Source organism: Flavobacterium psychraerolatum (assembly GCF_025960985.1).
Taxonomy (GTDB): Bacteria; Bacteroidota; Bacteroidia; order Flavobacteriales; family Flavobacteriaceae; genus Flavobacterium.
On sequence record NZ_JAOQMX010000019.1, the window covers coordinates 36,374 to 60,404 of the forward strand.

The 24,031-nt window shown below is 33.6% G+C and carries 22 protein-coding genes; 10 read left to right on the top strand and 12 right to left on the bottom strand.

Annotated features, from left to right (window positions below; all coding sequences use genetic code 11):
- The first annotated feature begins 251 nt into the window (after positions 1-251).
- From M2326_RS08880 to M2326_RS08890, 3 genes are all read left to right on the top strand, one after another.
- Positions 252-1,580 (top strand): ATP-binding protein, encoded by a 1,329-nt coding sequence (locus tag M2326_RS08880; protein ID WP_264619210.1) that lies wholly within the window; start codon positions 252-254, stop codon positions 1,578-1,580.
- Positions 1,577-2,083: a hypothetical protein gene (locus M2326_RS08885; RefSeq protein ID WP_264619211.1), complete on the top strand. Its 507-nt coding sequence runs from the start codon at positions 1,577-1,579 to the stop codon at positions 2,081-2,083. Before M2326_RS08880 ends, M2326_RS08885 begins: the two co-directional genes overlap by 4 nt.
- 163 nt (positions 2,084-2,246) lie before the next feature.
- Positions 2,247-2,711, top strand: coding sequence for a hypothetical protein (locus tag M2326_RS08890; protein ID WP_264619212.1), 465 nt, complete (start codon positions 2,247-2,249; stop codon positions 2,709-2,711).
- Between the two features lie 63 nt (positions 2,712-2,774).
- On the opposite strand, the gene M2326_RS08895 is transcribed toward M2326_RS08890, so the two are convergent.
- Positions 2,775-3,782: a 2-hydroxyacid dehydrogenase gene (locus M2326_RS08895; RefSeq protein ID WP_264619213.1), complete on the bottom strand. Its 1,008-nt coding sequence runs from the start codon at positions 3,780-3,782 to the stop codon at positions 2,775-2,777.
- 369 nt (positions 3,783-4,151) lie between these two features.
- On the opposite strand from M2326_RS08895, the gene M2326_RS08900 reads away from it, so the two are divergent.
- Positions 4,152-7,028, top strand: coding sequence for a T9SS type A sorting domain-containing protein (locus tag M2326_RS08900; protein ID WP_264619214.1), 2,877 nt, complete (start codon positions 4,152-4,154; stop codon positions 7,026-7,028).
- Between the two features lie 386 nt (positions 7,029-7,414).
- Here the strand turns inward: M2326_RS08900 and M2326_RS08905 are convergent, their stop codons facing one another.
- The 4 genes from M2326_RS08905 to M2326_RS17595 all read right to left on the bottom strand — a co-directional run bounded on the left by M2326_RS08905 (position 7,415) and on the right by M2326_RS17595 (position 10,078).
- Entirely contained in the window at positions 7,415-7,555 is a 141-nt protein-coding gene (locus M2326_RS08905; RefSeq protein WP_264619215.1) for a hypothetical protein, read from the bottom strand.
- A gap of 21 nt (positions 7,556-7,576) precedes the next feature.
- On the bottom strand, positions 7,577-7,759 hold the full coding sequence (locus tag M2326_RS08910; protein WP_264619216.1) for a hypothetical protein: 183 nt from the start codon (positions 7,757-7,759) through the stop codon (positions 7,577-7,579).
- A 304-nt stretch (positions 7,760-8,063) separates the two neighbouring features.
- Complete coding sequence (locus M2326_RS08915) at positions 8,064-9,326, bottom strand: alginate export family protein (protein WP_264619217.1); 1,263 nt, start codon at positions 9,324-9,326, stop codon at positions 8,064-8,066.
- 632 nt (positions 9,327-9,958) lie between these two features.
- A complete protein-coding gene (locus M2326_RS17595; protein WP_413603266.1) occupies positions 9,959-10,078 on the bottom strand; it encodes a hypothetical protein in 120 nt (39 codons plus the stop codon).
- Positions 10,079-10,755: 677 nt separating this feature from the next.
- Between M2326_RS17595 and M2326_RS08920 the strand changes: the two genes are divergently transcribed.
- From M2326_RS08920 to M2326_RS08945, 6 genes are all read left to right on the top strand, one after another.
- The gene (locus tag M2326_RS08920) at positions 10,756-11,991 is read left to right on the top strand and encodes a hypothetical protein (protein ID WP_264619218.1); all 1,236 of its coding nucleotides are present in this window, start codon (positions 10,756-10,758) and stop codon (positions 11,989-11,991) included.
- Between the two features lie 188 nt (positions 11,992-12,179).
- The gene (locus tag M2326_RS08925) at positions 12,180-12,395 is read left to right on the top strand and encodes a hypothetical protein (protein WP_264619219.1); all 216 of its coding nucleotides are present in this window, start codon (positions 12,180-12,182) and stop codon (positions 12,393-12,395) included.
- A gap of 449 nt (positions 12,396-12,844) precedes the next feature.
- Positions 12,845-13,774: a quinolinate synthase NadA gene (gene nadA / locus M2326_RS08930; RefSeq protein ID WP_264619220.1), complete on the top strand. Its 930-nt coding sequence runs from the start codon at positions 12,845-12,847 to the stop codon at positions 13,772-13,774.
- Entirely contained in the window at positions 13,774-15,306 is a 1,533-nt protein-coding gene (gene nadB, locus M2326_RS08935) for an L-aspartate oxidase (protein WP_264619221.1), read from the top strand. The genes nadA and nadB overlap by 1 nt, the downstream gene beginning before the upstream one ends.
- Positions 15,307-15,427: 121 nt before the next feature.
- Positions 15,428-15,739, top strand: a complete 312-nt coding sequence (locus M2326_RS08940) for a hypothetical protein (RefSeq protein ID WP_264619222.1) — start codon at positions 15,428-15,430, stop codon at positions 15,737-15,739.
- Positions 15,740-15,828: 89 nt separating this feature from the next.
- Positions 15,829-18,000 carry a TonB-dependent receptor gene (locus M2326_RS08945; RefSeq protein ID WP_264619223.1) on the top strand — a complete coding sequence of 724 codons (2,172 nt, stop codon included), beginning with the start codon at positions 15,829-15,831 and terminating at the stop codon, positions 17,998-18,000.
- A gap of 156 nt (positions 18,001-18,156) precedes the next feature.
- On the opposite strand, the gene moaA is transcribed toward M2326_RS08945, so the two are convergent.
- The 7 genes from moaA to M2326_RS08980 all read right to left on the bottom strand — a co-directional run bounded on the left by moaA (position 18,157) and on the right by M2326_RS08980 (position 24,031).
- Positions 18,157-19,161 carry a GTP 3',8-cyclase MoaA gene (gene moaA / locus M2326_RS08950; protein WP_264619224.1) on the bottom strand — a complete coding sequence of 335 codons (1,005 nt, stop codon included), beginning with the start codon at positions 19,159-19,161 and terminating at the stop codon, positions 18,157-18,159.
- A complete protein-coding gene (gene moaCB, locus M2326_RS08955; protein WP_264619225.1) occupies positions 19,151-20,065 on the bottom strand; it encodes a bifunctional molybdenum cofactor biosynthesis protein MoaC/MoaB in 915 nt (304 codons plus the stop codon). Before moaCB ends, moaA begins: the two co-directional genes overlap by 11 nt.
- Before the next feature lie 255 nt (positions 20,066-20,320).
- Entirely contained in the window at positions 20,321-20,767 is a 447-nt protein-coding gene (locus tag M2326_RS08960; RefSeq protein ID WP_264619226.1) for a molybdenum cofactor biosynthesis protein MoaE, read from the bottom strand.
- A gap of 468 nt (positions 20,768-21,235) precedes the next feature.
- The gene (locus tag M2326_RS08965) at positions 21,236-22,288 is read right to left on the bottom strand and encodes a HesA/MoeB/ThiF family protein (protein ID WP_264619227.1); all 1,053 of its coding nucleotides are present in this window, start codon (positions 22,286-22,288) and stop codon (positions 21,236-21,238) included.
- Positions 22,289-22,334: 46 nt separating this feature from the next.
- On the bottom strand, positions 22,335-22,577 hold the full coding sequence (locus tag M2326_RS08970; RefSeq protein WP_264619228.1) for a MoaD/ThiS family protein: 243 nt from the start codon (positions 22,575-22,577) through the stop codon (positions 22,335-22,337).
- The gene (gene mobA / locus M2326_RS08975; RefSeq protein WP_264619229.1) at positions 22,574-23,143 is read right to left on the bottom strand and encodes a molybdenum cofactor guanylyltransferase; all 570 of its coding nucleotides are present in this window, start codon (positions 23,141-23,143) and stop codon (positions 22,574-22,576) included. The genes M2326_RS08970 and mobA overlap by 4 nt, the downstream gene beginning before the upstream one ends.
- Before the next feature lie 144 nt (positions 23,144-23,287).
- Entirely contained in the window at positions 23,288-24,031 is a 744-nt protein-coding gene (locus tag M2326_RS08980; RefSeq protein WP_264619230.1) for a sulfite exporter TauE/SafE family protein, read from the bottom strand.

A 24,031-nucleotide genomic window follows, 5' to 3' on the forward strand; every position in this document is an offset into this window, starting at 1 on the left:
AAATTGGGCTTAGGCATTTTGTATGATTGTATTATAACTTGTTACTTTAAAAACTCAAACCTTATGATAAAAATAAAAAATGGCGTGTTTAAAACTTTGACTGCGTGAGCACAATTTTATTACAAATTACATCATAATGAATAGCTCAAAGTTTAGGGTTCGAATCCCTACTCACGCGCAATAGAAAAGGAACTTCGTAATGGAGTTCCTTTTTTGGAATTAAATCTTAATTATTTTCATATTTTTGAAGAATGGAAAGAGCAAAACTTATTGTTAAAAATTTTGGACCTCTAAAGGATATAGATATTGAAGTTAGAGAAATGGTTACTTTTATTGGAGCTCAAGCTTCGGGTAAAAGTACATTAGCTAAATTGCTTTCTATATTGGAAGATGAAGAATTTAGAAGCAATCATAATTTAGACTTCAAGTCAGAGTTAAAAAAATATAACATTTTAAGTTATTTAAATAACAACACTTATATAAAATATGACGTATTAAATATTAAGATAAGTAAATTTAGTTTTGAATACAAAAATGATGATTATTCAAAAAATTCTATTCTACAAATACTTTCTGCAATAAAAAAAGGAAAAATCCAAGAAGATAAAATTGCAGAAGGTACAGAAGCATTAAAAGAACTAATAGCATTATATATCAATACTTATGATCTAATTGGAAAAGTTGAATTCTATGAAATATTTACTACCCATATACAAAAAGTAAAATTTGAAGTTGATTTTTTTGAAAAGCGAATTAATAAAATTGAACTTCAGAAAAATGATATTGAATTATTAATCGAAATTTCAGAAAAAGAGAAAATACTTGAAAATTACTTTACACTTTTAAATCAAATTGTAAATTGTTTTCCTAGTATATTTCAATTTGATTCAATATATATTCCTTCAGAACGAAATTTTCTTCATTTAATAGCTGAAAATGCTCTAGGACTGATTAATAATAATATTCAAATACCTAAACATATATTAAACGCTGGTCAGGAATACGAAAAAGCAATCCAAACTGTAAAAGAATTACCCCTTAGTATTATTGATAAAAATTACACATACAAAAGAGAAGGAAAAACTTCTTACATCTATCACAATGAAACTGAAAAAGTTGATTTATTAGAATCTGCGTCGGGATTACAAAGTATAATTCCAATTTTACTTTTAGTTGAGTATTCGAAATCATTGAAAGAAAAATATAATTTCAATTTCGTGGTTGAAGAACCTGAACTTAATTTGTACCCAAAAGCACAACACGAATTAATCAAGTATTTGGTGAAAAACTGTTTATTTGAAAGAAAGAATTTAATTCTTACCACGCATAGTCCGTTTGTTTTGGCATCTATCAATAATTTGTTATTGGCTTTTGATAAAGGTAAAATGAATCCAAAAGAAGTCAATAAAATTATCAAGAAAGAATCTTGGCTTGACCCAAAAAATTTCATTGCTTATGAATTGAAAAACGGTAAAGCAAAGAAAATAATGGATGATAAATTAGGGCAAATCAAGGAGAATATGATTGATGGTGTATCGGATGCTTTTGCTGATGAATTTGATAAATTGTTGGATTTATGAGTCATGAAGAACTATTAGCAAATTTTCCTAATCTAGAAAAAGGTATTTGTTACAAAATATTAGAAGAAGCAACTTATTATTTGGAAGAAGTTAAGGAGTCAACTGTTACTTTCAAAACTGAAACTGACTACTGGAATCTTTGCATAGAAAATAACTTATTAAAGACAATTTTATTATTAGAAAATGAATTCTCAATAATGAAAAATGAAACTTCAAAAAAATGTGATTGGGTTTTATATGAAGATAAAAAAATATTTTTTGTTGAATCAAAAGATGTCAAACCACGAAGTAGAAACAAGGAAAGGAAAGATGCCGTAAAACAATTGATAGCCACTATAGAGTATTATAATTCTAAAATTGATTTAAGTACTTTTACAATTTCATCTCAGATTTGCTTCAAATCTAACTCTCGCACTATTAAAACTGGGGATCAAGCTAGAAAAGTATTATTTAAAAAATACAATTCTGATTTTAATGAAAGTAATTTCATTTCTTTTGAATAATGTGGAAAGGAACTTCTTGTTGAAGTTCCTTTTTTTACTTTAAACAATGAGCCAACCCTTTCAAAAACCCTAATTAAAACCTAACCAAATCACAAACTCTTCTTAATGAGCGAAGTTTATTAGACATTCTGTCGTCTAACTAGTAAATGAAAAATATTCAATTATGAAAAAATTATTTACAACAGCCCTGATTGCTCTTATTACAATCACTGGCTTCGCACAAGAAAAGCAAAATGCTCAATGTAGAAACGAACATCATGGTATGGAGAATTTTACTCCTGAACAGCGCCAAGAGCTGATGCTAAAAAAAATGACACTGGAGCTTGATTTGAATGCATCGCAACAAAAAGAAATGAGTAAAATCGTTGGAGAGCAGATGGCAAAAAGAGAGGCCTTTATGAAAGACCATAAGGCTAAAACAGAAAAACCTAGCAATGACGAAATGTTTGCCATGAAAAGTAAAATGCTAGACGAACAAATTGCAATGAAAGCAAGAGTTAAAAAAATCTTGTCTACAGAACAATTTTCGAAATGGGAAAAGATAAGCCACCATCACCACAATGGGATGAAAAAGCACCATTCTGATAAAAGAAAAGGAGATAAAGATAAGGAAGCAGAAACAAAATAATTTTCTTGCACTCAAAAAAAGGGTTTGACACATTTGGATGTCATTCCCTTTTTTTAATTTACACTAGGTCAAAAGTCCCGCTTTGTTTACAAATTCTCTTCCTTCTAATAGATCCGTTACATTTTGCAACGTTGTCAATGCAATTTGCGTCAATGCTTCATTGGTAAAAAAAGCTTGATGTGCCGTTACTAATACATTTGGAAAACTCATTAATCGCTGGATATCATCGTCCTGAATAATATCTTCTGACAAATCTTTAAAAAACAATTTTTCTTCTTGCTCATAAACATCGATTCCGAGATAGCTAATTTTAGCATCTTTCAAAGCATCAATTACATCTGGTGTATCAATCAAAGCTCCCCTGCTAGTATTAATGATCATGACGTTTTTTTTCATTATCGAAAGCGATGTCGCATTAATAATATGTTTTGTTTTTTCAGTTAAAGGACAGTGTAAAGAAAGTACATCTGCTGATTTAAAGATTGTATCTAGAGGTTCATATTGTACCCCGATTTTTTCTAATTCCTCGTCTTTGGTAATATCAAAAGCTAGGACTTTACAACCAAAACCCAATACAATTTTAGCAAATGCTTTACCAATATTTCCGGTACCAATTACACCTATAGTTTTTCCGTGAAGATCAAATCCTAATAAGCCGTTGAGAGAAAAATTTTGTTCCCTAACACGATTATAGGCTTTGTGCGTTTTTCTATTTAAAGTCAAAATCATTGCCATAGCATGTTCTGCAACCGCTTCAGGCGAATAGGAAGGAACGCGACAAACTCGAATCCCTACTTTTTTGGCTGCAGTCAAGTCAACATTGTTAAAGCCTGCACAACGCAAGGCAATAATCGAGACCCCTTTGTTTGCAAGTGCGGCTATCACACCTGCATCAAGTATATCATTTACAAACACGCATATAATAGGACTGTCCTGAATTAACTCTACTGTATGATGATTTAACTGCATTTCAAAAAAATCTAACTCATACTTATAATCGGAATTGTATTTTTCGAAGAAAAATTTATCATAAGGTTGAGTCGAAAAAAAAGAAATCTTTGTCGGAATCATAGATCATTGTTTTATTAATTGTGAAAATAACTATTTTAAAGAAACACTACTATTAATTAAATTAGCACAATAAAAATTATTTATATTTTTGTAATTAATTTATTCTCTAAACTAAATAACACACCAATGAGATAAAAGTAATTAAAAATTAACGTAGTATGTCTATTTTTCAAAGTAAAAGAATAGCATAAAAACACCACTATACGAATGAAAAATCTATTTCTATACTAATAAATAGGATAAATTACAAGTTACTTTGGGTAAAATTCTTTTATTATTACAGATGAAACACTTATAATTTTATACTTACAGACCTAAACTATTTTAACCAACCAAACAACTTTCAATTCATACTATAAATTCAAAATTATGAAGCTATCATTACACGTAAAAACATTCATTATTATCTGTTGCTTATTTCTATCTACGAGAATTGAAGCGCAAAACAATTTTTATCAGGGTACACTTGATCAAACCTCTTGGGACAACTTAATTACTCAAATTAGTACCAAAAGAGCCTTTTTATCAAATCAAATTACACAACTTCAAACTGCAAACTTGGAGGCACGTTATGCTCAAGGAACTATAGTTACAGCAGATGAATTCGTAGTCTACGCTAGCCGAGATCGTGATAATGCAGGCGTTTTACAAACGAAATATACAGGGAGTGGTTACACTGGTTTCAATAATCAGTTTACAGCGCAATTAACACGTCAAGGAATGACTGCTTCTACTTTTTCTAGTTTTGATCCCTTTCAAATACTAAATGATTGTGTGAAAATTTTGGATAATGCTATAGCCGAAGCGACCAAACAATTGGACGGTAGCATTATGTTGCCAGCAGTTCAAGATTTTTCGAGCTCGGGAGACCCAACACTTTCAAATACTTCTAGCTATTATAAAAAAGGAGGAAGAACCATTTTTCCAAGTACAATGTGGAGTATGCAATCCGATCCTAATTTGATGCAAACCCTTGGCTATTTGAGTTCAAGTTTTTTATCTCCTCAAACGACAAATGCTCCAAATGCTACCTTTGCGCCTAATCAACTTTCGAGTCAAACTAATATGGTTTCGACAAATGTTTCCAAAGGACAAAGTCCAGTACAAGTTCAAATTACTCATAACCCACTAGCTGGATGGATGACAACTGCTTCCAACGATAGTAGTTCTCCTTTCTACAAAATTGCAGATTACAGACGTGCCTTTGCAGCCTATGACATTGACTACCCCATTATTGCTGACAATACTGATCCAAACAACTGGAACAAGAACATGTTACAATCTTATATCCCAGGTATTAAGAGTGCAGCAGGAAGTAGTCCTCTTATTTATGTTTTATCGAATGAGCCACACTGGGACTTAATTTCAACTTCAAAAAATGATGATGCTTCAAAAGGATTATCACCTTATACTCGAACTGCATTTGTTGAATATTTAAAAGTAGCCTATAACAATAACATCGCCACATTAAATACAGTTTACAATCCATTTAATAGCAATGCTAATTACAGTAGTTTTGACGATCTGAAGAATCTTCCAGCACAAACCTCTTCAACTTCACCTTTAGCACTTTTTACAGATATTCAACAAGCAACGTTGCAAGGAACTCCTATTTGGTATGATTGGTTACGTTTCAACCAGAACAGAGCTACTAAATGGCATTTAAACCTAAAAAAATACACCTTAGAATCTGATCCAACTGCTAAGGTTTCAATTAAAATAATTGGTAATGAAGTAGAGTCTCCAGATAGAGATAGCGGAATCGACCTAGAAGCTTCTGGGGATTTAATGGACATCATTAGTTTTGATAGCCAAATTACTCCTAGTACTACACATGGAAGAAATGCTCGTTTTTACAGAGATTGGTGGCTAGGACGCTACATTACAGAATGGAGAGAACAATCGATAAATATTGACTTCTTCAAATCTTTATACCCAAATAAACCAATATTTGATTCAGAGTGGCATGGTATATCTAGTAACGCTTGGTATAATTTTGCTCTTGACAAAGGTTTCGTACATTCTGGTTTATGGCACGGATTTACAAATGGTTTAGGAGTTGTGAATGCATGGTGGTGGTATCGTGAGGATGGAACTAATGGTACAATAAAAGGTGACCTTGAAGGAAAAACAAATACAGTAGGTAATACCATGTCTTCTCCACAGCACCAACCAATAGCTTTTGAAGATTTTGGCCGTACAATGAAAGAGGTAAATGCCTTGAGTGAAACAGTAGCTAGTTTATCTCCTCTTAAAAGAGATTTCCTAATATACTACAGTAATGAAGCTGCCCTACAAGACTTTACGTATATCCAGCAAATGGGACAAATTTACGAAGCCTTGAAACTTATGAATGTTAAGGTTGGTTTCACTACCGAAAATAAAATTCAAAATCTTGGATACACACCAAAAGCAATCATAATCCCACCTACTTTATTTATAAAAAACACGAGTATTGATGCTTTGAATACTTACAAATCTAATAATTCATCTGTTGCCATCTTGGAAATCAAACGTTCAGGAACTACAAATTTTGTAAATGACGAAAAAGGAACACCAAACACCTCCAGAAATATCGGTTTTACTACAGCAAATTTCACATACAACGGTGCCTTTAGCTATCTTCCAACAAATGCGACGCCAAACAGTGCGCAAATAGCAACCAATTCTGCAAATGCAAACACAATTCTTACAACACTAATTACAAATCTAAGATCAACCTTAACTATCCCTACCCCAACTATTGATTTTAAAATTCAAGAAGTAGGAAGCAGTACTGAAGCTTTTGGTGTACTCGCATCACAAGGAAATACTCCTGATGGAAAAGCAGTCGTATCTCTTATAAACTTAAGTTTGACAGACAAACAAATAAAATTACCTACATCGAGCGTTGCATATAGTAATATGATTGATGGAACCACGTTAGGCGAAACATTTATAATGAAGCCTTATGATGTATTACTGGTCAAAACAGGAATCACATTGGCTACCAAAATTTTTAGTGATAATGTTTTTAAACCTTATAAAATTTACCCAAATCCTGCCAAGGATGTGATTACTATCGAAAACACTATTGGTGGATATTATAGTATTTACAATACATTAGGTCAAAAAGTAAAGGAAAGAACAACAGAAAATCTTTCAATCACAATTCCATTAAATGATTTGAATACTGGGGTATATTTTATCTCTATACCTAATACTGAAAACAAAAATGTTTTTGAGAAAATAATTATTTCGAAATAATTACAAATTCACTATATTTTTATTACAAATAAGGAACTTCATCACGAAGTTCCTTTTTTTTTGAGTCATTTGTTTGCCTATTATTTTTAGGTTGACTCCACTTTAACGAATAATTCAATCCACTAAAAACTATTAAAAATAACACCAAGTAAGCGATAAAGACAGGAATTAAAATTTCTCAATAATAATCTAATACCTAGTTAAATGAAGCATACAGCAACCAAATTTGAATGTATGGTATTCCGTTTATTTGGGTTAGCTATACTTTTGACTGGTTCGAATAGTACTCATAAGCTTTTATATTAAATTTGACTTCACTGTGATACTCCACTTTTTTTTGCAGCTTTCACATAGATAATATTGTCCTTGTAAAAAAAATCTAAATTTTACAAAGAGTATAGCGGCGGTCCTACAATTACATCTCCTGTTTTGGCATCAAGATAACCTTCATCATAAGGGCAATGAATAATTCCTGTTCCTGGCTTGTAAAATATAGAACAAGAAAAATATGTACATTTTTTGTTCATAGGCTTTGAATTTACCTGTTTTTAGACGAATAAAATATAAGGAACCATACCTCCTTCGATTACAAAACCACGAGTTCCTCCTGAAAGTACATCGCCTTTTTTGCATATAAAATGTTCTCCCGCAACTTCTTCATTTGATGTTAAATAAACTTTGGCAGCAACTAATCTACTTCCTGTCATTAATCCTTCAAAGAATAAGATCAATAATTATGTAAAATCACGACGACTTATTTTTGTTGCTTGTTATTTTTCATTTGAAAAATCTTTCTTCCAATTATCTTCTTTTGAAATGGTTCTATTAAAAAAAAGCTATAAAATAAATTTATAGCCCTTTGAATCTGAGGAAAAATTAGTAATTATTTTATTTACTGACTAAATAAACATGTGGTGTATTTGCGTGAAGGATGGTAGCGGCATCCTTTTTTGGGGCTTTTTCTGCCCCAAAAAAGATATAGCGAACAGCCTGACCCGCAGTTTTTACGAAGGGGCACGCCCAAATAATGCTATTTTACTTAAAAGAAAAAAGTTTTGGACTTATAGAGACCATCAACCAAGCCCAATTGTTGGTGTTGGCTGGATTTGCCACACCATTAATGTGTTCCAATGTACTGGAGCCAAACATTTGAGAATAGCCCCCAGACAACATAATGTCTTTTTGAAGGGCATAATTTGCTGTAAAATCTACTTCTGTTCCTAAGTAATTGTCCATTTTATTACTTGCACCATCTAAAACTGTATTAGCGGCATTGAAAACATGTGGAATCAAATTGAACTGCCATTTGTTTGAAGAATAGTTAAGTTTCAAAAATACATCTTGCAAGCCTACGCTATTTACATAATTTTTGACATAGAAATAATCCATGTATCCGTTGAAAGCGTGATTGGTCCCAAATAAAGGCGTAAAAGATTTGAATCCCGCTCTGCTATCATCTTGACCTTTTCCAGAAAGGTATTCATAACCAAAACCTACTTTGAAGTTGGTAGTTGCAGCATACATCAAATTGGCAGCGGCTGTCCAAGCATTTACATTTTGACCGACACTTTTACCCGTTTGCGCATAAACTCCCAAATTGGTATCCCATTTTTCGTCTTTGAAAACCAAATAAGTCCCAAATGTTTGTTTGTAATCCACCTCCAAATCAGTAGGTGTTTTGGCGTATTGATAGCCTGTATTCAAGAACAAGAAACTTGCACTTATTTTGTCCAATTGTGTGTGATACCAAGCATATTGCATGGCTTTGTAATTCATAGTATAAGGAGTCGTTGGAGCAATATTATTCTCTGCTGCAGCATTCTGGGCAAATCCTAAATCCAATTGGTTCGTTTTTTTATGATACGAAAACACAATTGCATCATGACTTTGACCTTGTTGCGCCCAATCAATTTCGCCTAGAATACGTTGATTATCATACGAAATCACTTGGCGCCCTAGACGCACATTCCAATCTGGATTAAAATCATATTGTCCCCATGCTTCAAATATGGCTACTCCATTTTTATCGGCTAGCGTCGTTGTAGCTACATCTCCCCAAGTACGAACATTTTGAAGGCTTAATTTGGTTTTCAATTTATCTTGCTTAAAATTCATATTCAAACGAGAACGTTGCGAAACAAATGAAGTTGGGCTTTCGCCATTGGCGATTAATTTACTAAATCCGTTGCGGTACTCATAACGTGGACGCAATTGCAAACTAGCGTCAAATTCTTGGGCAATAGCTCCTACACCGGTCATTGTTATTAATGACAAACTGATGATTTTTAGTAATTTCATTATTTTAATTTATTTTTTAAAGATTCAACAATAATTATTTTTAAAAGTTGAATTGCCTGCAACTTTAACTGGAGCTATAAAATTAGACTTTAACAGTGTGACTTTGACTACAAAATGTATAATTTTGGCTAAATTTTATACACTACATTGTTTTTTTTACTTCAGCTGAAGTTGGAGCCAATTGAAACTACTATTCTTTATGAATGGTACCCTTTTTTTTAAATGTTTTTTTGCTTCTTCAATAATCTTCTACACACTCTAGCTGAAGCTGGAGGCAATTGAAACTATTATTATCATGAATGTTACCTTTCATCTAATTTATTTTTTTAGTATCCTCAATGATATTCTGTACTGTATTATCTGAATTCACCCCTAAAACTTCTAGCTGAAAGGTAAGTTCTCCCACGACATCAAAAATACTAATAATATTGAATTGATAAAAATATAAAAGAGCATTTTTCTTATAATTCACTACCAATACTGCTGTAAATTCTCTAGTATTATCTTCAATATAACGTAAGAATCCCCCATTGTTTTCCTTTCATTTTATTAGCGATTGCTAACTCTTTTAAGTGTTCTGGAGTATTAGTTTTTGTGTCAATACTAATTAAAACCAACTTTATATCCTTTTTTCATACCCCCGGCAATCGAGATTCTATATTTCGCATATCGGCCACCAAACGAGTACAAGCTGCTTTGCAAGAACTATAAATCATGACCATGACCAATACTTTTCCTATCAACATTTTCATTTCGCTTTCCTGTCCTTTTTGGTTGGTTCATTTAGAGGTTAAATTATAAATCGCCAAGGCAGAGGTAGGTTTCTCTTTTACTTTAACTAACTTTTTTTTTTACAAATATCTGATCTCTTTACTAATTAGAGTCTTAAGAATAATTTAAAAACAGCTCATAAGTACTACTATTCAACTAAAAAAGGAGCCGAATTTCAACCATTTAAACACGACCATCACCAAGGATTAATGCTATGCAGTAAAATACGCACTGGAATAAAAATGAAGTTTCACTAAAATGCATTAAAGAATACACCAATTGGTTTTTTGAAAATCACTTAAAAACCCATTTTGAATTAGAAGAAAAATAAATTTTCTCGCTTTTGGATGATAAAAATTCTCTGATTCAATACATTTCTTTTGAACTAAACCGCCTTAAAAGTTTGTTTGAGGTAACAACTTAAATAGAAGGGAATCTAATTTTATTTAGAGAGAAATGGACTCACATATTTATTTTAAAAAAAGTATATTGTTTGCAGAAATTCAAAAAGAAACTAGTGGTCATAACTAGTAAAAACAGAAGAAATACATTCAAAATTATCATTTACCAAAAATGAAGAAAATATTTTTTGGTTATAAAATCATACTTTTGAACGATTAAAGTTCTTCAAAAAACACCGTTCAAATAAAAATCAATTATGAAAAAGCATTCCTTTGTAATTTGTTTTGCCAATTTTTTTATTGCCTCATTAATGGGATTGCTCCTGAGATGGATGTATGTTTCCCCAATCGAAGGCATAAATTTTCAGTTTTTGATGCATGGTCATTCTCATGTAGCCATGTTAGGTTGGGTTTATATGATGTTGTATTGTTTAATCATTTATAATTTTGTTCCAAAAGAAGTACAACAAAAACGAATTTATAATCGCTTATTTTGGATTACGGAAGTTGCTGTCATTGGAATGATGCTCGATTTTCCTGCCCAAGGTTATGCTTTTATCTCTATCCTTTTCTCTACTGTTCATATTTTTTGCAGTTATTATTTTGCTCGAATGATATGGAGAGAAGCAAAACCCACAACTTTCCCCGAAAAAAAAATGCTGCGTACCGCTTTACTTTTTATGGTTTTCTCTACTTTCGGAGTTTGGTGTCTAGGACCAACGGTGGGATTACTAGGCAAATCAAGTGCTTTTTACCAAATATGTATTCAGTATTTTTTACATTTTCAATTTAATGGTTGGTTTTTATTTGCTGTTTTAGCCTTGTTTTTCAAACAAATAAAATTAAAAATTGACGAGAAAAAATTCCGCTTGTTCTACAACTTATTCGTTATTGCAACAGTCATGACTTTGGCTTTGCCAGTAAGTTGGTTTTTTACAAATCCTGTTTTTTATTGGATAAATGTTGTTGCTGTAGTAATACAATTGCTTGCTGCGATTCTTTTTATTAAAAACACTAGATCACAATTACAAGTTTTTTTTGGTACTTTAACTTCTGTAGAAAAAATAGTTTATGGATTTGCTCTATTTTCGTTAGTATTAAAAATCGGAATTCAATTGGTTGTTTTAGTACCTGAATTAGCACAAATTTCGCATCAAATTAGGGATTTTGTCATTGGATATATTCACCTGACAATGCTTGGAATTATCACTGGATTTCTGTTTGGCTTTGCTTTGCAGAATAAATTTTTAGATATTCAAAATGTTTTTCATAAATGGGGAGTTATGATTGTCTTGATAGGTTTTATAACTACCGAGATCTTATTATTTCTGCAAGGATTCTATTTTTATTATGACATGGGATTACTTCCTTATTATTATCTCAGTTTATTTATTGGTAGTGTACCTTTAGCAATGGGACTTTTGATAATAACGAGTAATTTACAAAGTCAAGTAAAATATACTTTAAAAGTAGTAGCGAAATCACCTCACTAATATAAATGTAACTGGAGTGGATATAATTTCAATTGATAAATTATCACAAAATTTAAATGTCAAAAAACATTTATAAAATTTAGAATTATTTTTTTTTTAAAAATAAACAAAAAAATTTTTCTAAAACTTGTAAGTAGGCATTAGAGCCATACTGTTTTAAGGCTTCTGAATCCTCTCAAAACAATAGAGTGACATTGTGTGACAACACCAAAAAAATTGGGTCCCCAGAAGCTTTTACAGCCAAGATTATTAAGATTTTATCTAAGGGTAAAATCATCGACTCTATAAAAGGTATTGGTGGTGGTTTTAAAATTCAGAAGGACAAAATGAAAGACATAAAATCATCTCAAATTGTAACTTCACAGAATGGAGATAATGTTTTACCGATTGTGGTTTTGGATTAAGCAATTGTTCGGAAACACATCTATGTCCAATACATGATAAATCTAAATTCATAAGAGAAGAATTTAGAGTCACGCTGCAAGATACCAATATTGAAGAATTGGCATTAGAGGTTAAGTCGGGGGATATTTTTTTGAGATACTAATTTTATTTTAAAAAGATTCTTTTAAGAAGCATTAAACCCAAAAAAAATACTTTATTAAATAAATATTTTCGTGAGAATTTAACCAATTTAGTTTTAATAAACAGCCCCGCTCCTCTTTTTTTTGGTGGATAAGTTCAAAACAAATAGATTTATAGACAAATCAGTCTTAAAATTTCAGTAAAAAAACAAACAAAATATTTTTTATACTTATATTTACTACTTTAATACCCTTTGAAATATATGTATATTTGCAACACATTTATATTTACCTTAGGAAATCATAAAAAATAACAAAATAGATTAGGAATGAAAGATCTTAAAGAAAAAATATTGGCCTTGAAAAAAGAGAAGAATGCGGTTATTTTGGCCCATTATTATCAAGAATCCGATATTCAAGATGTAGCCGATTATGTTGGCGATAGTTTAGGACTGTCTCAAGAAGCGGTGAAAGCAGAAGCTGATATCATTGTTTTTGCAGGAGTACACTTTATGGCCGAAACTGCCAAGATTTTAAATCCGTCGAAAAAAGTTATTTTACCAGATGCAAATGCGGGATGTTCTCTAGCCGATGGTTGCCCTCCTGATGAATTCAAAAAATTTACAGAGGCACATCCAGATCACTTGGTTATCACATATGTTAACTGTTCTGCTGAAGTGAAAGCCTTAACTGACATCGTAGTAACCTCATCAAATGCGGTGAAAATTGTAAACTCGATTCCGAAAGACAAACCCATTATTTTTGCCCCAGATAAAAATTTGGGTAAATATGTGATGGAAGTTACCGGTCGTGAGATGTTACTTTGGGATGGTTCCTGTGTGGTTCACGAAGCATTTTCGTTAGAGAAATTATTAGATCTTTACAAAGAGCATCCAGACGCTAAAATTATAGCGCATCCAGAATCGGAAACTCATATTTTGCAAACTGCAAAATATATTGGTTCTACTGCAGGAATGATTGATTTTGTAAAAACAGACTCTAACCATAAATACATCGTTGCTACTGAAGCTGGAATTTTGCACAAAATGCAACAAGAAGTTCCTCATAAAATTTTAATTCCTGCACCAGCAAAAGAAGACAATACTTGTGCGTGTAGCGAATGTGGATACATGAAAATGAATACTTTACAAAAACTATACAACTGCTTATTGAACGAATCGCCAGAAGTTACTGTTCCGGAGGATATTATTGCAAAAGCGTTGATTCCTATTGAACGAATGCTGGAATTATCTAAATAATGATCAAAACCAATTACTTAATTGTAGGATCTGGCGTTGCAGGTCTAACTTTAGCTTTAAAAATAGCACACCAATTTCCGCAGAAGACAGTTACGATTGTAACCAAAGCTACTGCGGACGAGTCCAACACGAAATACGCACAAGGCGGAATAGCAATAGTAACGGATAAAATTGGAGACTCCTATAACAAACACATTGAAGACACGATTATATGCGGTGACGGTTTATGCGATCCCGCTGTAGTAGAAATGGTGATCAATGAAGGTCCAAAGCGCCTAAAAGAACTTATAGAATGGGGTGCGATGTTTGACAAAAATATCGAAGGAACTCTAGATCTAGGTAAAGAAGGTGGTCACTCTGAAAACCGAGTAGTACATCACAAAGACCAAACAGGTAAGGAAATTGAACGTGCTATATTAAGCCAAGTTCAATTAAAAACTAATATCGACGTACTACCTCATCATTTTTCAATTGATTTAATCACAGAAAATAGCCGCTGTTTGGGCGCACATGTATTGAATCAAAAAACCAAAGAGATCATTACTTTTCGTTCTGATTTTACTGTTTTGGCAACTGGAGGAATTGGCCATTTATATGGCCATACGACCAACCCAGTTATAGCAACTGGTGACGGAATAGCAATGGCCTATCGAGTGGGTGCAGAAATTAAGGACATGGAATTCATTCAATTTCATCCGACATCGATGTATAAAAAATCTGACGGACCTTCTTTTTTGATCTCAGAAGCTGTACGTGGATTTGGAGCTCATTTGCGAACAAAAAAAGGGCATCTATTCATGCCCGATTATGATGCTAGAGGCGACCTTGCGTCAAGAGATATTGTCTCTCAAAGTATTGAGAAAGAGCTAGCCAAATCAGACGATGAATGTGTTTACTTAGATTGTACACATTTAGACATGCCTGCTTTCATCAAGCACTTTCCTATGATTTATGACCGCTGCAAACTTGCAGGTATTGACCTTGCTAAGGATTGGATTCCGGTGGTTCCTGCACAACATTACATTTGTGGAGGTATTGCTGTTGATCAATCAGGTAAAACATCGGTACAGAATCTTTTTGCCTGTGGCGAATGTTCAAGAACTGGTTTGCATGGTGCCAATAGACTCGCATCAAATTCTTTACTGGAAGCTTTAGTGTACTCAGACAATATTTATGATTACTGGAGTGAAAACACTTTTCCGTCCACTCAATTTGAAGGTAAGGTTGAAGACTGGGGAGCAAACAACAAACCGAGAATCGATGCTGATTTTGTAACAAAAACTAAGGAAGACTTACAACTATTAATGCGTCAAAATGCAGGTATTGTTCGTAATGACTATGATCTGAAATTGGCTCAAAAAAAACTAGACCTTTTAGAAAATGAAATAAAAAAAGCTACCGAAGACTACCAAGTTAATGCTAATCTATGGGAGTTATATAACCTCGTTATAATTGGAAAAATAATTGTAGAACAATCTATTGCCCGTAATGATAATCGTGGTGGTTTTGTTAAAATTGAAAAAATAGTTTAATATTCGAAAGAGAGAATTTCAAAAGTTCTCTCTTTTTTTTTATGTAGCTTTCGTTTCAATCAAATTGACATTACTTAAAAAAGCTTTCGCAAAATTCAATTTTACATACTATCTTTGTTTCGTGAAAATAGTATCCCTCCTATTAGCGTTCTTTATTTTGGCTTTATCAAGTCATGGGTGCTGCGATGACGACAATTGCGACACTAAAAAAACTAAAAGCAATACCGAAAAGCAACATAAGGACAACAGTGATAACTCATGTTCTCCTTTCTTTAATTGTGGCTCTTGCATTGGTTTTACTTTCCCAAATCCTACCTTTTATAATCTTGAACAACACTTTACTTTAATCGAAACCAATTTGGATTCTACTTTTATTCCGCAACTTCGGTCGCAATTTAACTCTGCTATTTGGCAACCTCCAAAACTTAGTTAACTCTTAATAGGTGCGTTAGCACTACTTATTTTACGGAAGTAATACTTACTTCCACAAATTACTCCAAGAGATTAACTAAATTTTCAATAATGAAAAAAATTATCCTGTTGTTGATTATTGCAATCAACTTTACAGCTGTTTTTGCGCAAAATAATTTTAAAGCAGTCCTAAAAGACAACAAAACAAATGAACTACTAATTGGTGTAAACGCCCAGATTCAAAATAGTACCTTAGGCGGTATGACTGATGGTAATGGAGTTCTCGAAATTGCCAAGATTCCTAACGGAGAACAATCCTTTATATTTACAGCTGTAGGCTATGAAGACAAAATTATACAATTCACTTTTCCTTTAGATTCTACTGAGACACCAACTATATTACTTGAAAGTAAAGGTGAAGATTTAGACGATGTAGTCATTACCACTACACGTAGTAGTCGTACGATTGCCAACACACCTACCCGCGTAGAAACAATCGCTGGTGAAGAATTAGATGAAAAAGGAAATATGAAACCCGGAGACATTAGAATGTTATTAAACGAAAGTACCGGTATACAAACCCAACAGACATCAGCAACAAGTTACAATTCCTCCATTAGAATTCAGGGATTAGATGGTAAATACACTCAGATTATACGTGATGGATTTCCATTATACTCTGGATTTTCGGGTGGATTAGGTTTGATGCAAATCGCTCCTTTAGATTTAAAACAAGTCGAAGTGATTAAAGGTGCTTCATCAACTCTTTATGGTGGCGGAGCTATTGCGGGTTTGGTCAATTTGGTCTCGAAAACTCCTACTGATAAGCGAGAATTGAACTTTATTCTCAACGGAACATCTGCTTTAGGATTGGATGCCAGTGGATTTTATTCGCAGAAATTTAAAAAAATAGGAACTACCATTTTTGCTTCCTATAATCACGGAACTCCTTATGATCCGGCAAATATTGGATTAACTGCCATTCCGAAATTCAATCGCTTTACGTTGAACCCTAAATTATATTTATATCTAAACGAAAAAACGAACTTGCATGTTGGTTTTAACAGCACGATAGAAAACCGAATTGGTGGTGATATTGAATACATCAAAGGGAATGGCGATGCGAATCATTCTTATTTCGAAAAGAACAAAACCAATCGATTTAGTACCCAATTGGCTTTCGACCGAATTATTAATAAGCAATCTAAATTTTCATTTAAAAATAGTTTTAGTTTTTATGACCGTAGCATTGTTATACCAAATTACAGTTTTTCAGGTAAACAATTTTCTTCTTTTGTAGAAGCAAACTACAACCATAATACCAAAGAAACAGAATGGATTGGAGGGCTTAATCTTTGGACAGACCAATTTACCCAGGACAAAATTGAAGCCACAAAAGCGGTAGATTACAAATATACCACTGTTGGCGCTTTTGTTCAAAACACATGGAATCCTAACGAAAAAATCGCGTTTGAAACAGGATTGCGTATGGATTACCAAAATAAATACGGTGTTTTTCTACTACCTCGATTATCGGCTTTGTACACCATTAGCCCGAAATTGAGTGCCCGTCTTGGTGGAGGGTTAGGTTATAAAACTCCAACCGTTTTTACGGAAGATGCAGAAAGAATTCAGTTTCGAAATGTCCTACCCGTCGAAACTGCCAATACCAAAGCGGAAAAATCTATCGGAGGAAATTTTGATTTGAACTACAAAACATACCTAACAGACCAATTAGCTTTAACCATAAATAGTTTATTTTTCTATACAAGAGTAAATAACCCACTGGTTTTGACTGCTATCAGTGACAAAAATTACGAATTCAAGCAACCAAAAGGAAATATTGATACTAAAGGAATCGAAACCAACATTAAGCTATCTTACCAAGATTTCAAGCTATTCATTGGGTACACTTTGGCTGATGTAAATGAACATTATAACGGAATCACAACTACGTACCCACTTGTAGCCAAGCACCGTTTGAATAATGTATTAATGTATGAGATTGAAGAAAAACTAAAGATTGGTTTGGAAGCCTATTATTTCAGTCCACAAAAATTAAACGATGGCGCAACTGGAAGACAATATTGGTTGGGTGGCTTCATGATTGAAAAGCTATGGGAAAACTTTTCAATTTTTCTCAATTTCGAAAATTTAGGTGATACTCGACAAACTAAGTTCGATACCATCTATACAGGACCTATTACCAATCCCACTTTTAGAGACATCTATGCTCCAGTTGATGGATTTGTTGTTAATGGTGGAGTTAAGATTAAATTGTAGAAAAGTATAAATATTTTATTAGATTTTTGCACCACAAATTCCGCAAACTCGAGATATGTCTTCGGTATATTTTCATATCTAGAATTATGCACAAACAAAATTATTTGTGCGAATTTGTGTAATTTGCGGTGTAAATTTAATAGAGATAAATACCATTTATCCTCCAATCTTAATCATACTTCTATTTTTTGAAAATAAATCTGGATTTTGAAATTTGGCATCATCATCCATTCCGCCTCGCATGGCGTGTTTGGATTGTATGTTTTGAGCAATTAAAGGTTCTATAGACTTTCCTGATCTCAAGGTTTCAAGCAGCGAAGTTTCGGTATTCGAAAACAGACAATTTTTTAATTTTCCATCTGCCGTTAGCCTAATACGGTTGCACGAGCTACAAAACGGATTGGTTACCGAACTAATCACAGAAAAACTCCCTTTGTAACCTTTAATTTTATGATTTTTGGCGGTATCATTTGGTTTATCTACCAGTCTTTCGACCTTAGTTATCCCATATTTATCATGGGTTTGATTCATTATTTCTGCATAAGAAACCAATTTATCTTTGTTCCATTTATTCCCGTCAAAAGGCATGAATTCAATAAAGCGAATCATGATATTACGGTCTTTGGTCAATTCTATAAAATCCAAAATTTCATTATCATTAAATCCTTTCATTACCACTACATTCAATCGCAGTTTGAAATCATGTTTATCCAACAACTCTAAATTTTCCCAAAACTGTTCAAAATAATTGCGACGGGTAATAAGGTTAAATTTTTCTTTTTTCAAACTATCGATACTCACATTCAGACCTATAATTCCAGCCTCTTTGAAGGTCTCTATAAAATCATGTACCAAAATCCCATTGGTCGTAATTGTCAATTCTACGCCCAATTTCCCCAGTCGAGAAATAACACTCTTGGCGTCTTTCCTAACCAAAGGTTCACCACCAGTCAACCTAATTTTGGTAACACCCAAATTGACAAACGTTTGTGCAATGGTTATAATCTCATCGGAAGTCATCAAGTGTGGTTTTGGCGTCAACGAAATTCCTTCTGCAGGCATGCAATACGTACACCTCAAATTACAATGTTCAGTAATCGAAATGCGCAAATAGTTGTGCTCGCGACCGTGTGTGTCCTGCATGAATTTGTTAGGCACCATGATTGAATCCGTTAAGTATTTTAAATAAATGTAAAATTGAAGGAAAAACAGCATCCATAGACTCACTCGCTCCAGCCGTCGAGCCAGGTAGCGCCATAATCAACGTATTCCCTTTAAATCCAACTACAGAACGAGACAGCATCGCATAAGGCGTACGGTCTTGTCCATAGGCACGAATTGCTTCTTCGATCCCAGGAATACGACGGTCAAGCATCGGAATAACCGCTTCGGGAGTGATGTCACGGTTGGACAAACCGGTACCTCCTGTCATGATAATCAGGTCGATATTGCTTTCGCATAAATCGGTAATCGTGGATTGAATATCCAGAATTTCGTCTGGAATTACCGTATATCTAGACACTTTCAAACCTAAGTTTTTTACTTTATCCGAAATCACTTTCCCTGCTCTATCTTCTTTTTTTCCGCTTGCAACACTGTCCGAACACACAATTACAGACACCGCCAAATCGGGTACATCATTCTTTCCGAAATCTGACTTCCCTCCTTTTTTGTGCAGTAGTTTAATGCTCGAAATTTCCACTTGCTTGTCAATCGGTTTCAGCATATCGTACATCGTCAACGCGACAATCGATGCACCGTGCATAGCTTCCACTTCAACACCTGTTCTATATATTGCTTTAACCGTTACTTTTACTAAAATAGAATCTTCCATAAATTCGTATTCAATACCCGTAAACTCAATTGGCATCGGATGACAATCCGGAATCGAATTCGAGGTATTCTTCACTGCAAAAAGGCCTGCCGTTCTTGCTACTTCAAGGACATCGCCTTTGGGAACTGTTTTATTTAGAATCGCTTCCATAGTGGCTTTTGCGCCCACTTTTACAACTGCTTGAGCCGTGGCCGTACGTTGTGTAATAATTTTATGTGTAATGTCTACCATTTATTTGCTTTTAGCTATTGGCTCTTGCCTTTTAGCACTGTTGTAAAAATATTATTTTGGGCGTGTCCCTACGGGTCGGGCTTTTCGTTCCAATCTTTTTTGGGGCAAAAAAAGCCCAAAAAAAGGATTTGCTCTTCAATCCCTCACGCGAATTTGATTTCAATTCAAGTTTAGTTTAAATTAAAAATTTCTTACTACTCTTATTCCTTTTCTCTAAACTCTAACCTCTTTTTTAACCTCTAACCTTTAGCTTCCTTACTTGTTTTCCTTCCAACTATAACTCTCATCTTCAAAAACCTCTTTTCCAAAAATAGCCACACTCTTTTTTATTTCTTCGACCAAAAACTCCAAAGCTTCATACACTACTTTGCGTCTTGGTGCCGAAACAAAAACGAACAAACAAATTTCGCCCGCTTTTACCGTGCCTAAGCTATGGTAAATGTGCATGCACGTAAGCTCATATTTAGCGAAAGCAGCTTCTCTAATTTCGTAAAAAGATTGCTCTGCCATTTCTTCATAAGCTGTGTACTCAATTGCGGCAACGGTTTTCCCGTCAATAACATCGGCACGAACTTGCCCTAAAAAGATGTTGTGTGCACCTATTGACGTTTTAGTTTGGTGTTTCGCAATCGAATTCCCAATAAAATCGGATGTTATTTGCCCTTTAATAAAAGAACTTTTCTTTGGTTTATCTGATGACATAATTTTTATATTTTTTTCCTCAATTGGGATTATTTTCTTTTTTACTTTCAATTTATCATATATATATTCAATACCTGCCCGAGCTTTTGCAAAAGAAAAGACCTCACTGTACGCACTTCGACAAGCTCAGCGGGACAGAGTTGTGGTAAATTCAAATATTTCAATTACCACGTATTATATGCAAGTCCAATTTTCCACAATGTCCGTCTGAGTTTAGCTGACCCAAAGTTTTTGCCGAAGGAAAGACCTTACTGAAACCATTTCGACAAGCTCAGTGTGACAGAGTTGTGGTAAATTCAAATATTTCAATTACCACATATTATAAGCAAGTCCCGTTTCTCCTCAATGTCCGTCTGAGCTTAGCTTGTCCTGAGCTTTTGCCGAAGGAAAGACTACACGCAAAGCACTTCGACAAGCTCAGTGTGACAGTAGGTAATTAATTTCGTTTGTTTTAAATCTCACAACTTATTATTTATATTTTTCTAAAGACTGAATCCCTTTTTCTAAATGAAAAACCGATTCAAATCCTTGTTTTTTTAAATATTCTACGCCTATTAGGCTTCGTTGACCAGTATTACAAAACAACACTAATTCTATTTCTTTGTTAATCGTCTGACTGTACTTTTCTAAATCTTCTAGTGGAACTTGAATAACATTCTTTTCATAAAAAAGAGTTTTTTCATTCGGTTGACGAACATCAATAATCATCACATTGTCCTGATTTATTTTTTCGAAAAAAGCATCAGCGTTTATTCCCTTTTCAACTTGTTTTTGGTTGAAAAGCAAACTTCCGTTAATGACGCTTTTTTCAATAGCCTTTGGATTTTTAGCGAAAGTAATTATCTGCGTTTGAAAATGAAGTGCATCATAAACCATTAATTTTCCAGACAAGACTTCGCCAACTCCTAAAATTATTTTCAGGACTTCTGTTGCTTGAAAAGCACCCACCGTATTCGGTAAAACACCCAAAACACCCATTGTTTCACAATTTGGAGTTTGCTGTAAACCTTCTTTTTCAAGAAACAAACAGCGGTAACTTGGACCATTTTGGTAATTAAAAACCGAAACTTGCCCTTCAAACCGATAAATAGATGCGTATACTACGGGGATTTTTTTATAAACTGCCACATCATTAATTAAGTACCTAATCGCAATCGTATCGGTACAATCAACTATGATTTGGTAATCACTTACAATATCAAATGCATTCATTCGGTTAAAAAACTGATTGTAAATGGTAACAGTAACATCAGGATTCATTTGGGCAATCACTTTCGCTGCAGTTTCTGCTTTGCTTTGACCACAATGACTTAAATTATATAACACTTGGCGGTGTAAATTGGTCTCTTCGACCACATCACCATCTACAATCCCGACAAAACCAACACCTGCCGCAGCCAAATTTTGCAAAACAGGACAACCCAAACCACCCGCACCAATGACCAAGACACGAGCCTTGGCTAATTTTTGCTGACCTATATCCCCTATCTCAGGAAGGATGATTTGACGATTGTATCTCATTTATTTAAAATTTGATATTGATTTTTAATTTTGAAATTAATTTTTGCTATCCTCCTGCAAACGGTGGTAAAAACGCAATAACATCTTGTTCTTTCAGATTGGTTTCAATTCCAACTAAAGCTTGATTGACTGCAACAGAATAAGATGTTTTTCTCAAATCAGGATAGTTAGCTTCCATGATTGATTTTAATGAAGCCACTGAAGTCAAGGTTTCTTTCAATTGCAATTGTTCTTCTTTCTTATTTGTTATATCAGCAATCAAACCAAAATATTTTGTATTTATAATCATGATTGTATGTTTTTATACTCTTCGGGGGTATTAATATTTTGAATTTGTTTACTCCATTTTTCAGGGACTACAAGGGTTTGGTGGGATAAATCATCAATCACTTGTCGTAATTTTAATTGTTTTCCGGCCATATGTTCTCCAAAAGCAGCTTTACACGAACGGTCATAAACAGCAATTAGCGGACTTGCTTTTTCTCCTACTTGTACTTGTGTCATCATATAGGAGTCCTCATGTTTGTTTGCCAACCATTGCAACAATTCTGTTGAGACTAATGGTGCATCAACACTTAGAACAAAATTAAATTTTGTTTTTGAATGTTTTAATGCTGTGTAGATTCCACCTACTGGACCTTTGTCATCTATCAAATCTTCGATTCGAGGAAAACCTAAAATATCATAATCTACATTAGCAGAAACAATAACAATATTATCTCCTACAATAGGTTTTAATGCATCACATATATGACTTACAAATGTTTTACTTTTTAGTAACAGTAATCCTTTTTCTGTTCCCATCCGTTGACTTTTACCACCGGCCAAAATGTATGCTGTAAAATTATTTTCCATCTTTTTTTATTATAAATTAAAAGGTAAAAATTTTGCTTTATTCACCATTCGATAAAAATCCGCTATTCTCTAAATGAAAATTTTAATAGTATAACTAAATCACTTCTTTTCCCCTCTTCTAATCGCTATTCTCACATTTCAAAATTAAGCTGTTATATATAATTTATAAATCGCTATAGCCAAAACGGTTGCTAGAACATTCTTCAAAACTACCGAATTAAATTTTTTACTACCATAATACGCACCAAAAAAACCACCTACAAATACAATTCCGACAAGTGGTAAAGATGATTCTGGCAAAATGCCCCCTTTGGACAAGAAACCTGTTATTCCAGAAATAGAGTTGCCAAAAATAAACAAAGCCGATACCGCCGCCGTTTGTTTCATCGTCCCCCAACCCATCAGGATAATCACGGGACTCAATATGATTCCGCCACCAATTCCAATTAATCCTGATAAAAATCCGATTATTGCTCCGACTATTAATGCACCATATAAATTAAGTTCTCTTACTTCCTTTTTCTCTTTTCCTAAAAGTCCAATCAATCGCATGACTGCAAAAATCAATACGGTTGCCAAAATAATTTTATAGTAATACGATGAAACCGTCAAATAACCACCCAAAAATGAAAATGGAATTGAGGTTACTGCAAAAGGGTAAAACAAATTCCACTTGAACTCTTTTTCTCGAAAATAAAAATAAAAAGAAACTCCCGAAACCAAAATATTCAAAACTAAAGCTGTGGGTTTCATGAAAGTTTCCGGAAATGCAAAAGCACTCATCAATGCCAGATAACCACTGGCACCACCGTGTCCTACACTCGCGTATAAAAAAGCTACAATTGGTAGTAGCATTAGCAACAACGGCATCTCTAATAAATTAACCAT

Excerpts from the sequence above, each read along its gene's own strand:
- nadA (WP_264619220.1), top strand. The coding sequence starts at position 12,845 with ATGAAAGATCTTAAAGAAAAAATATTGGCCTTGAAAAAAGAGAAGAAT.
- M2326_RS08970 (WP_264619228.1), bottom strand. The coding sequence starts at position 22,577 with ATGATTATAAATACAAAATATTTTGGTTTGATTGCTGATATAACAAAT.
- M2326_RS08945 (WP_264619223.1), top strand. The coding sequence starts at position 15,829 with ATGAAAAAAATTATCCTGTTGTTGATTATTGCAATCAACTTTACAGCT.
- moaA (WP_264619224.1), bottom strand. The coding sequence starts at position 19,161 with ATGGTGCCTAACAAATTCATGCAGGACACACACGGTCGCGAGCACAAC.
- mobA (WP_264619229.1), bottom strand. The coding sequence starts at position 23,143 with ATGGAAAATAATTTTACAGCATACATTTTGGCCGGTGGTAAAAGTCAA.
- M2326_RS08890 (WP_264619212.1), top strand. The coding sequence starts at position 2,247 with ATGAAAAAATTATTTACAACAGCCCTGATTGCTCTTATTACAATCACT.
- nadB (WP_264619221.1), top strand. The coding sequence starts at position 13,774 with ATGATCAAAACCAATTACTTAATTGTAGGATCTGGCGTTGCAGGTCTA.
- M2326_RS08920 (WP_264619218.1), top strand. The coding sequence starts at position 10,756 with ATGAAAAAGCATTCCTTTGTAATTTGTTTTGCCAATTTTTTTATTGCC.
- M2326_RS08980 (WP_264619230.1), bottom strand. The coding sequence starts at position 24,031 with ATGGTTAATTTATTAGAGATGCCGTTGTTGCTAATGCTACTACCAATT.
- M2326_RS08900 (WP_264619214.1), top strand. The coding sequence starts at position 4,152 with ATGAAGCTATCATTACACGTAAAAACATTCATTATTATCTGTTGCTTA.
- M2326_RS08915 (WP_264619217.1), bottom strand. The coding sequence starts at position 9,326 with ATGAAATTACTAAAAATCATCAGTTTGTCATTAATAACAATGACCGGT.
- M2326_RS08905 (WP_264619215.1), bottom strand. The coding sequence starts at position 7,555 with ATGAACAAAAAATGTACATATTTTTCTTGTTCTATATTTTACAAGCCA.
- M2326_RS08895 (WP_264619213.1), bottom strand. The coding sequence starts at position 3,782 with ATGATTCCGACAAAGATTTCTTTTTTTTCGACTCAACCTTATGATAAA.
- M2326_RS08960 (WP_264619226.1), bottom strand. The coding sequence starts at position 20,767 with ATGTCATCAGATAAACCAAAGAAAAGTTCTTTTATTAAAGGGCAAATA.
- M2326_RS08885 (WP_264619211.1), top strand. The coding sequence starts at position 1,577 with ATGAGTCATGAAGAACTATTAGCAAATTTTCCTAATCTAGAAAAAGGT.
- M2326_RS08965 (WP_264619227.1), bottom strand. The coding sequence starts at position 22,288 with ATGAGATACAATCGTCAAATCATCCTTCCTGAGATAGGGGATATAGGT.
- M2326_RS17595 (WP_413603266.1), bottom strand. The coding sequence starts at position 10,078 with ATGAAAATGTTGATAGGAAAAGTATTGGTCATGGTCATGATTTATAGT.
- moaCB (WP_264619225.1), bottom strand. The coding sequence starts at position 20,065 with ATGGTAGACATTACACATAAAATTATTACACAACGTACGGCCACGGCT.
- M2326_RS08880 (WP_264619210.1), top strand. The coding sequence starts at position 252 with ATGGAAAGAGCAAAACTTATTGTTAAAAATTTTGGACCTCTAAAGGAT.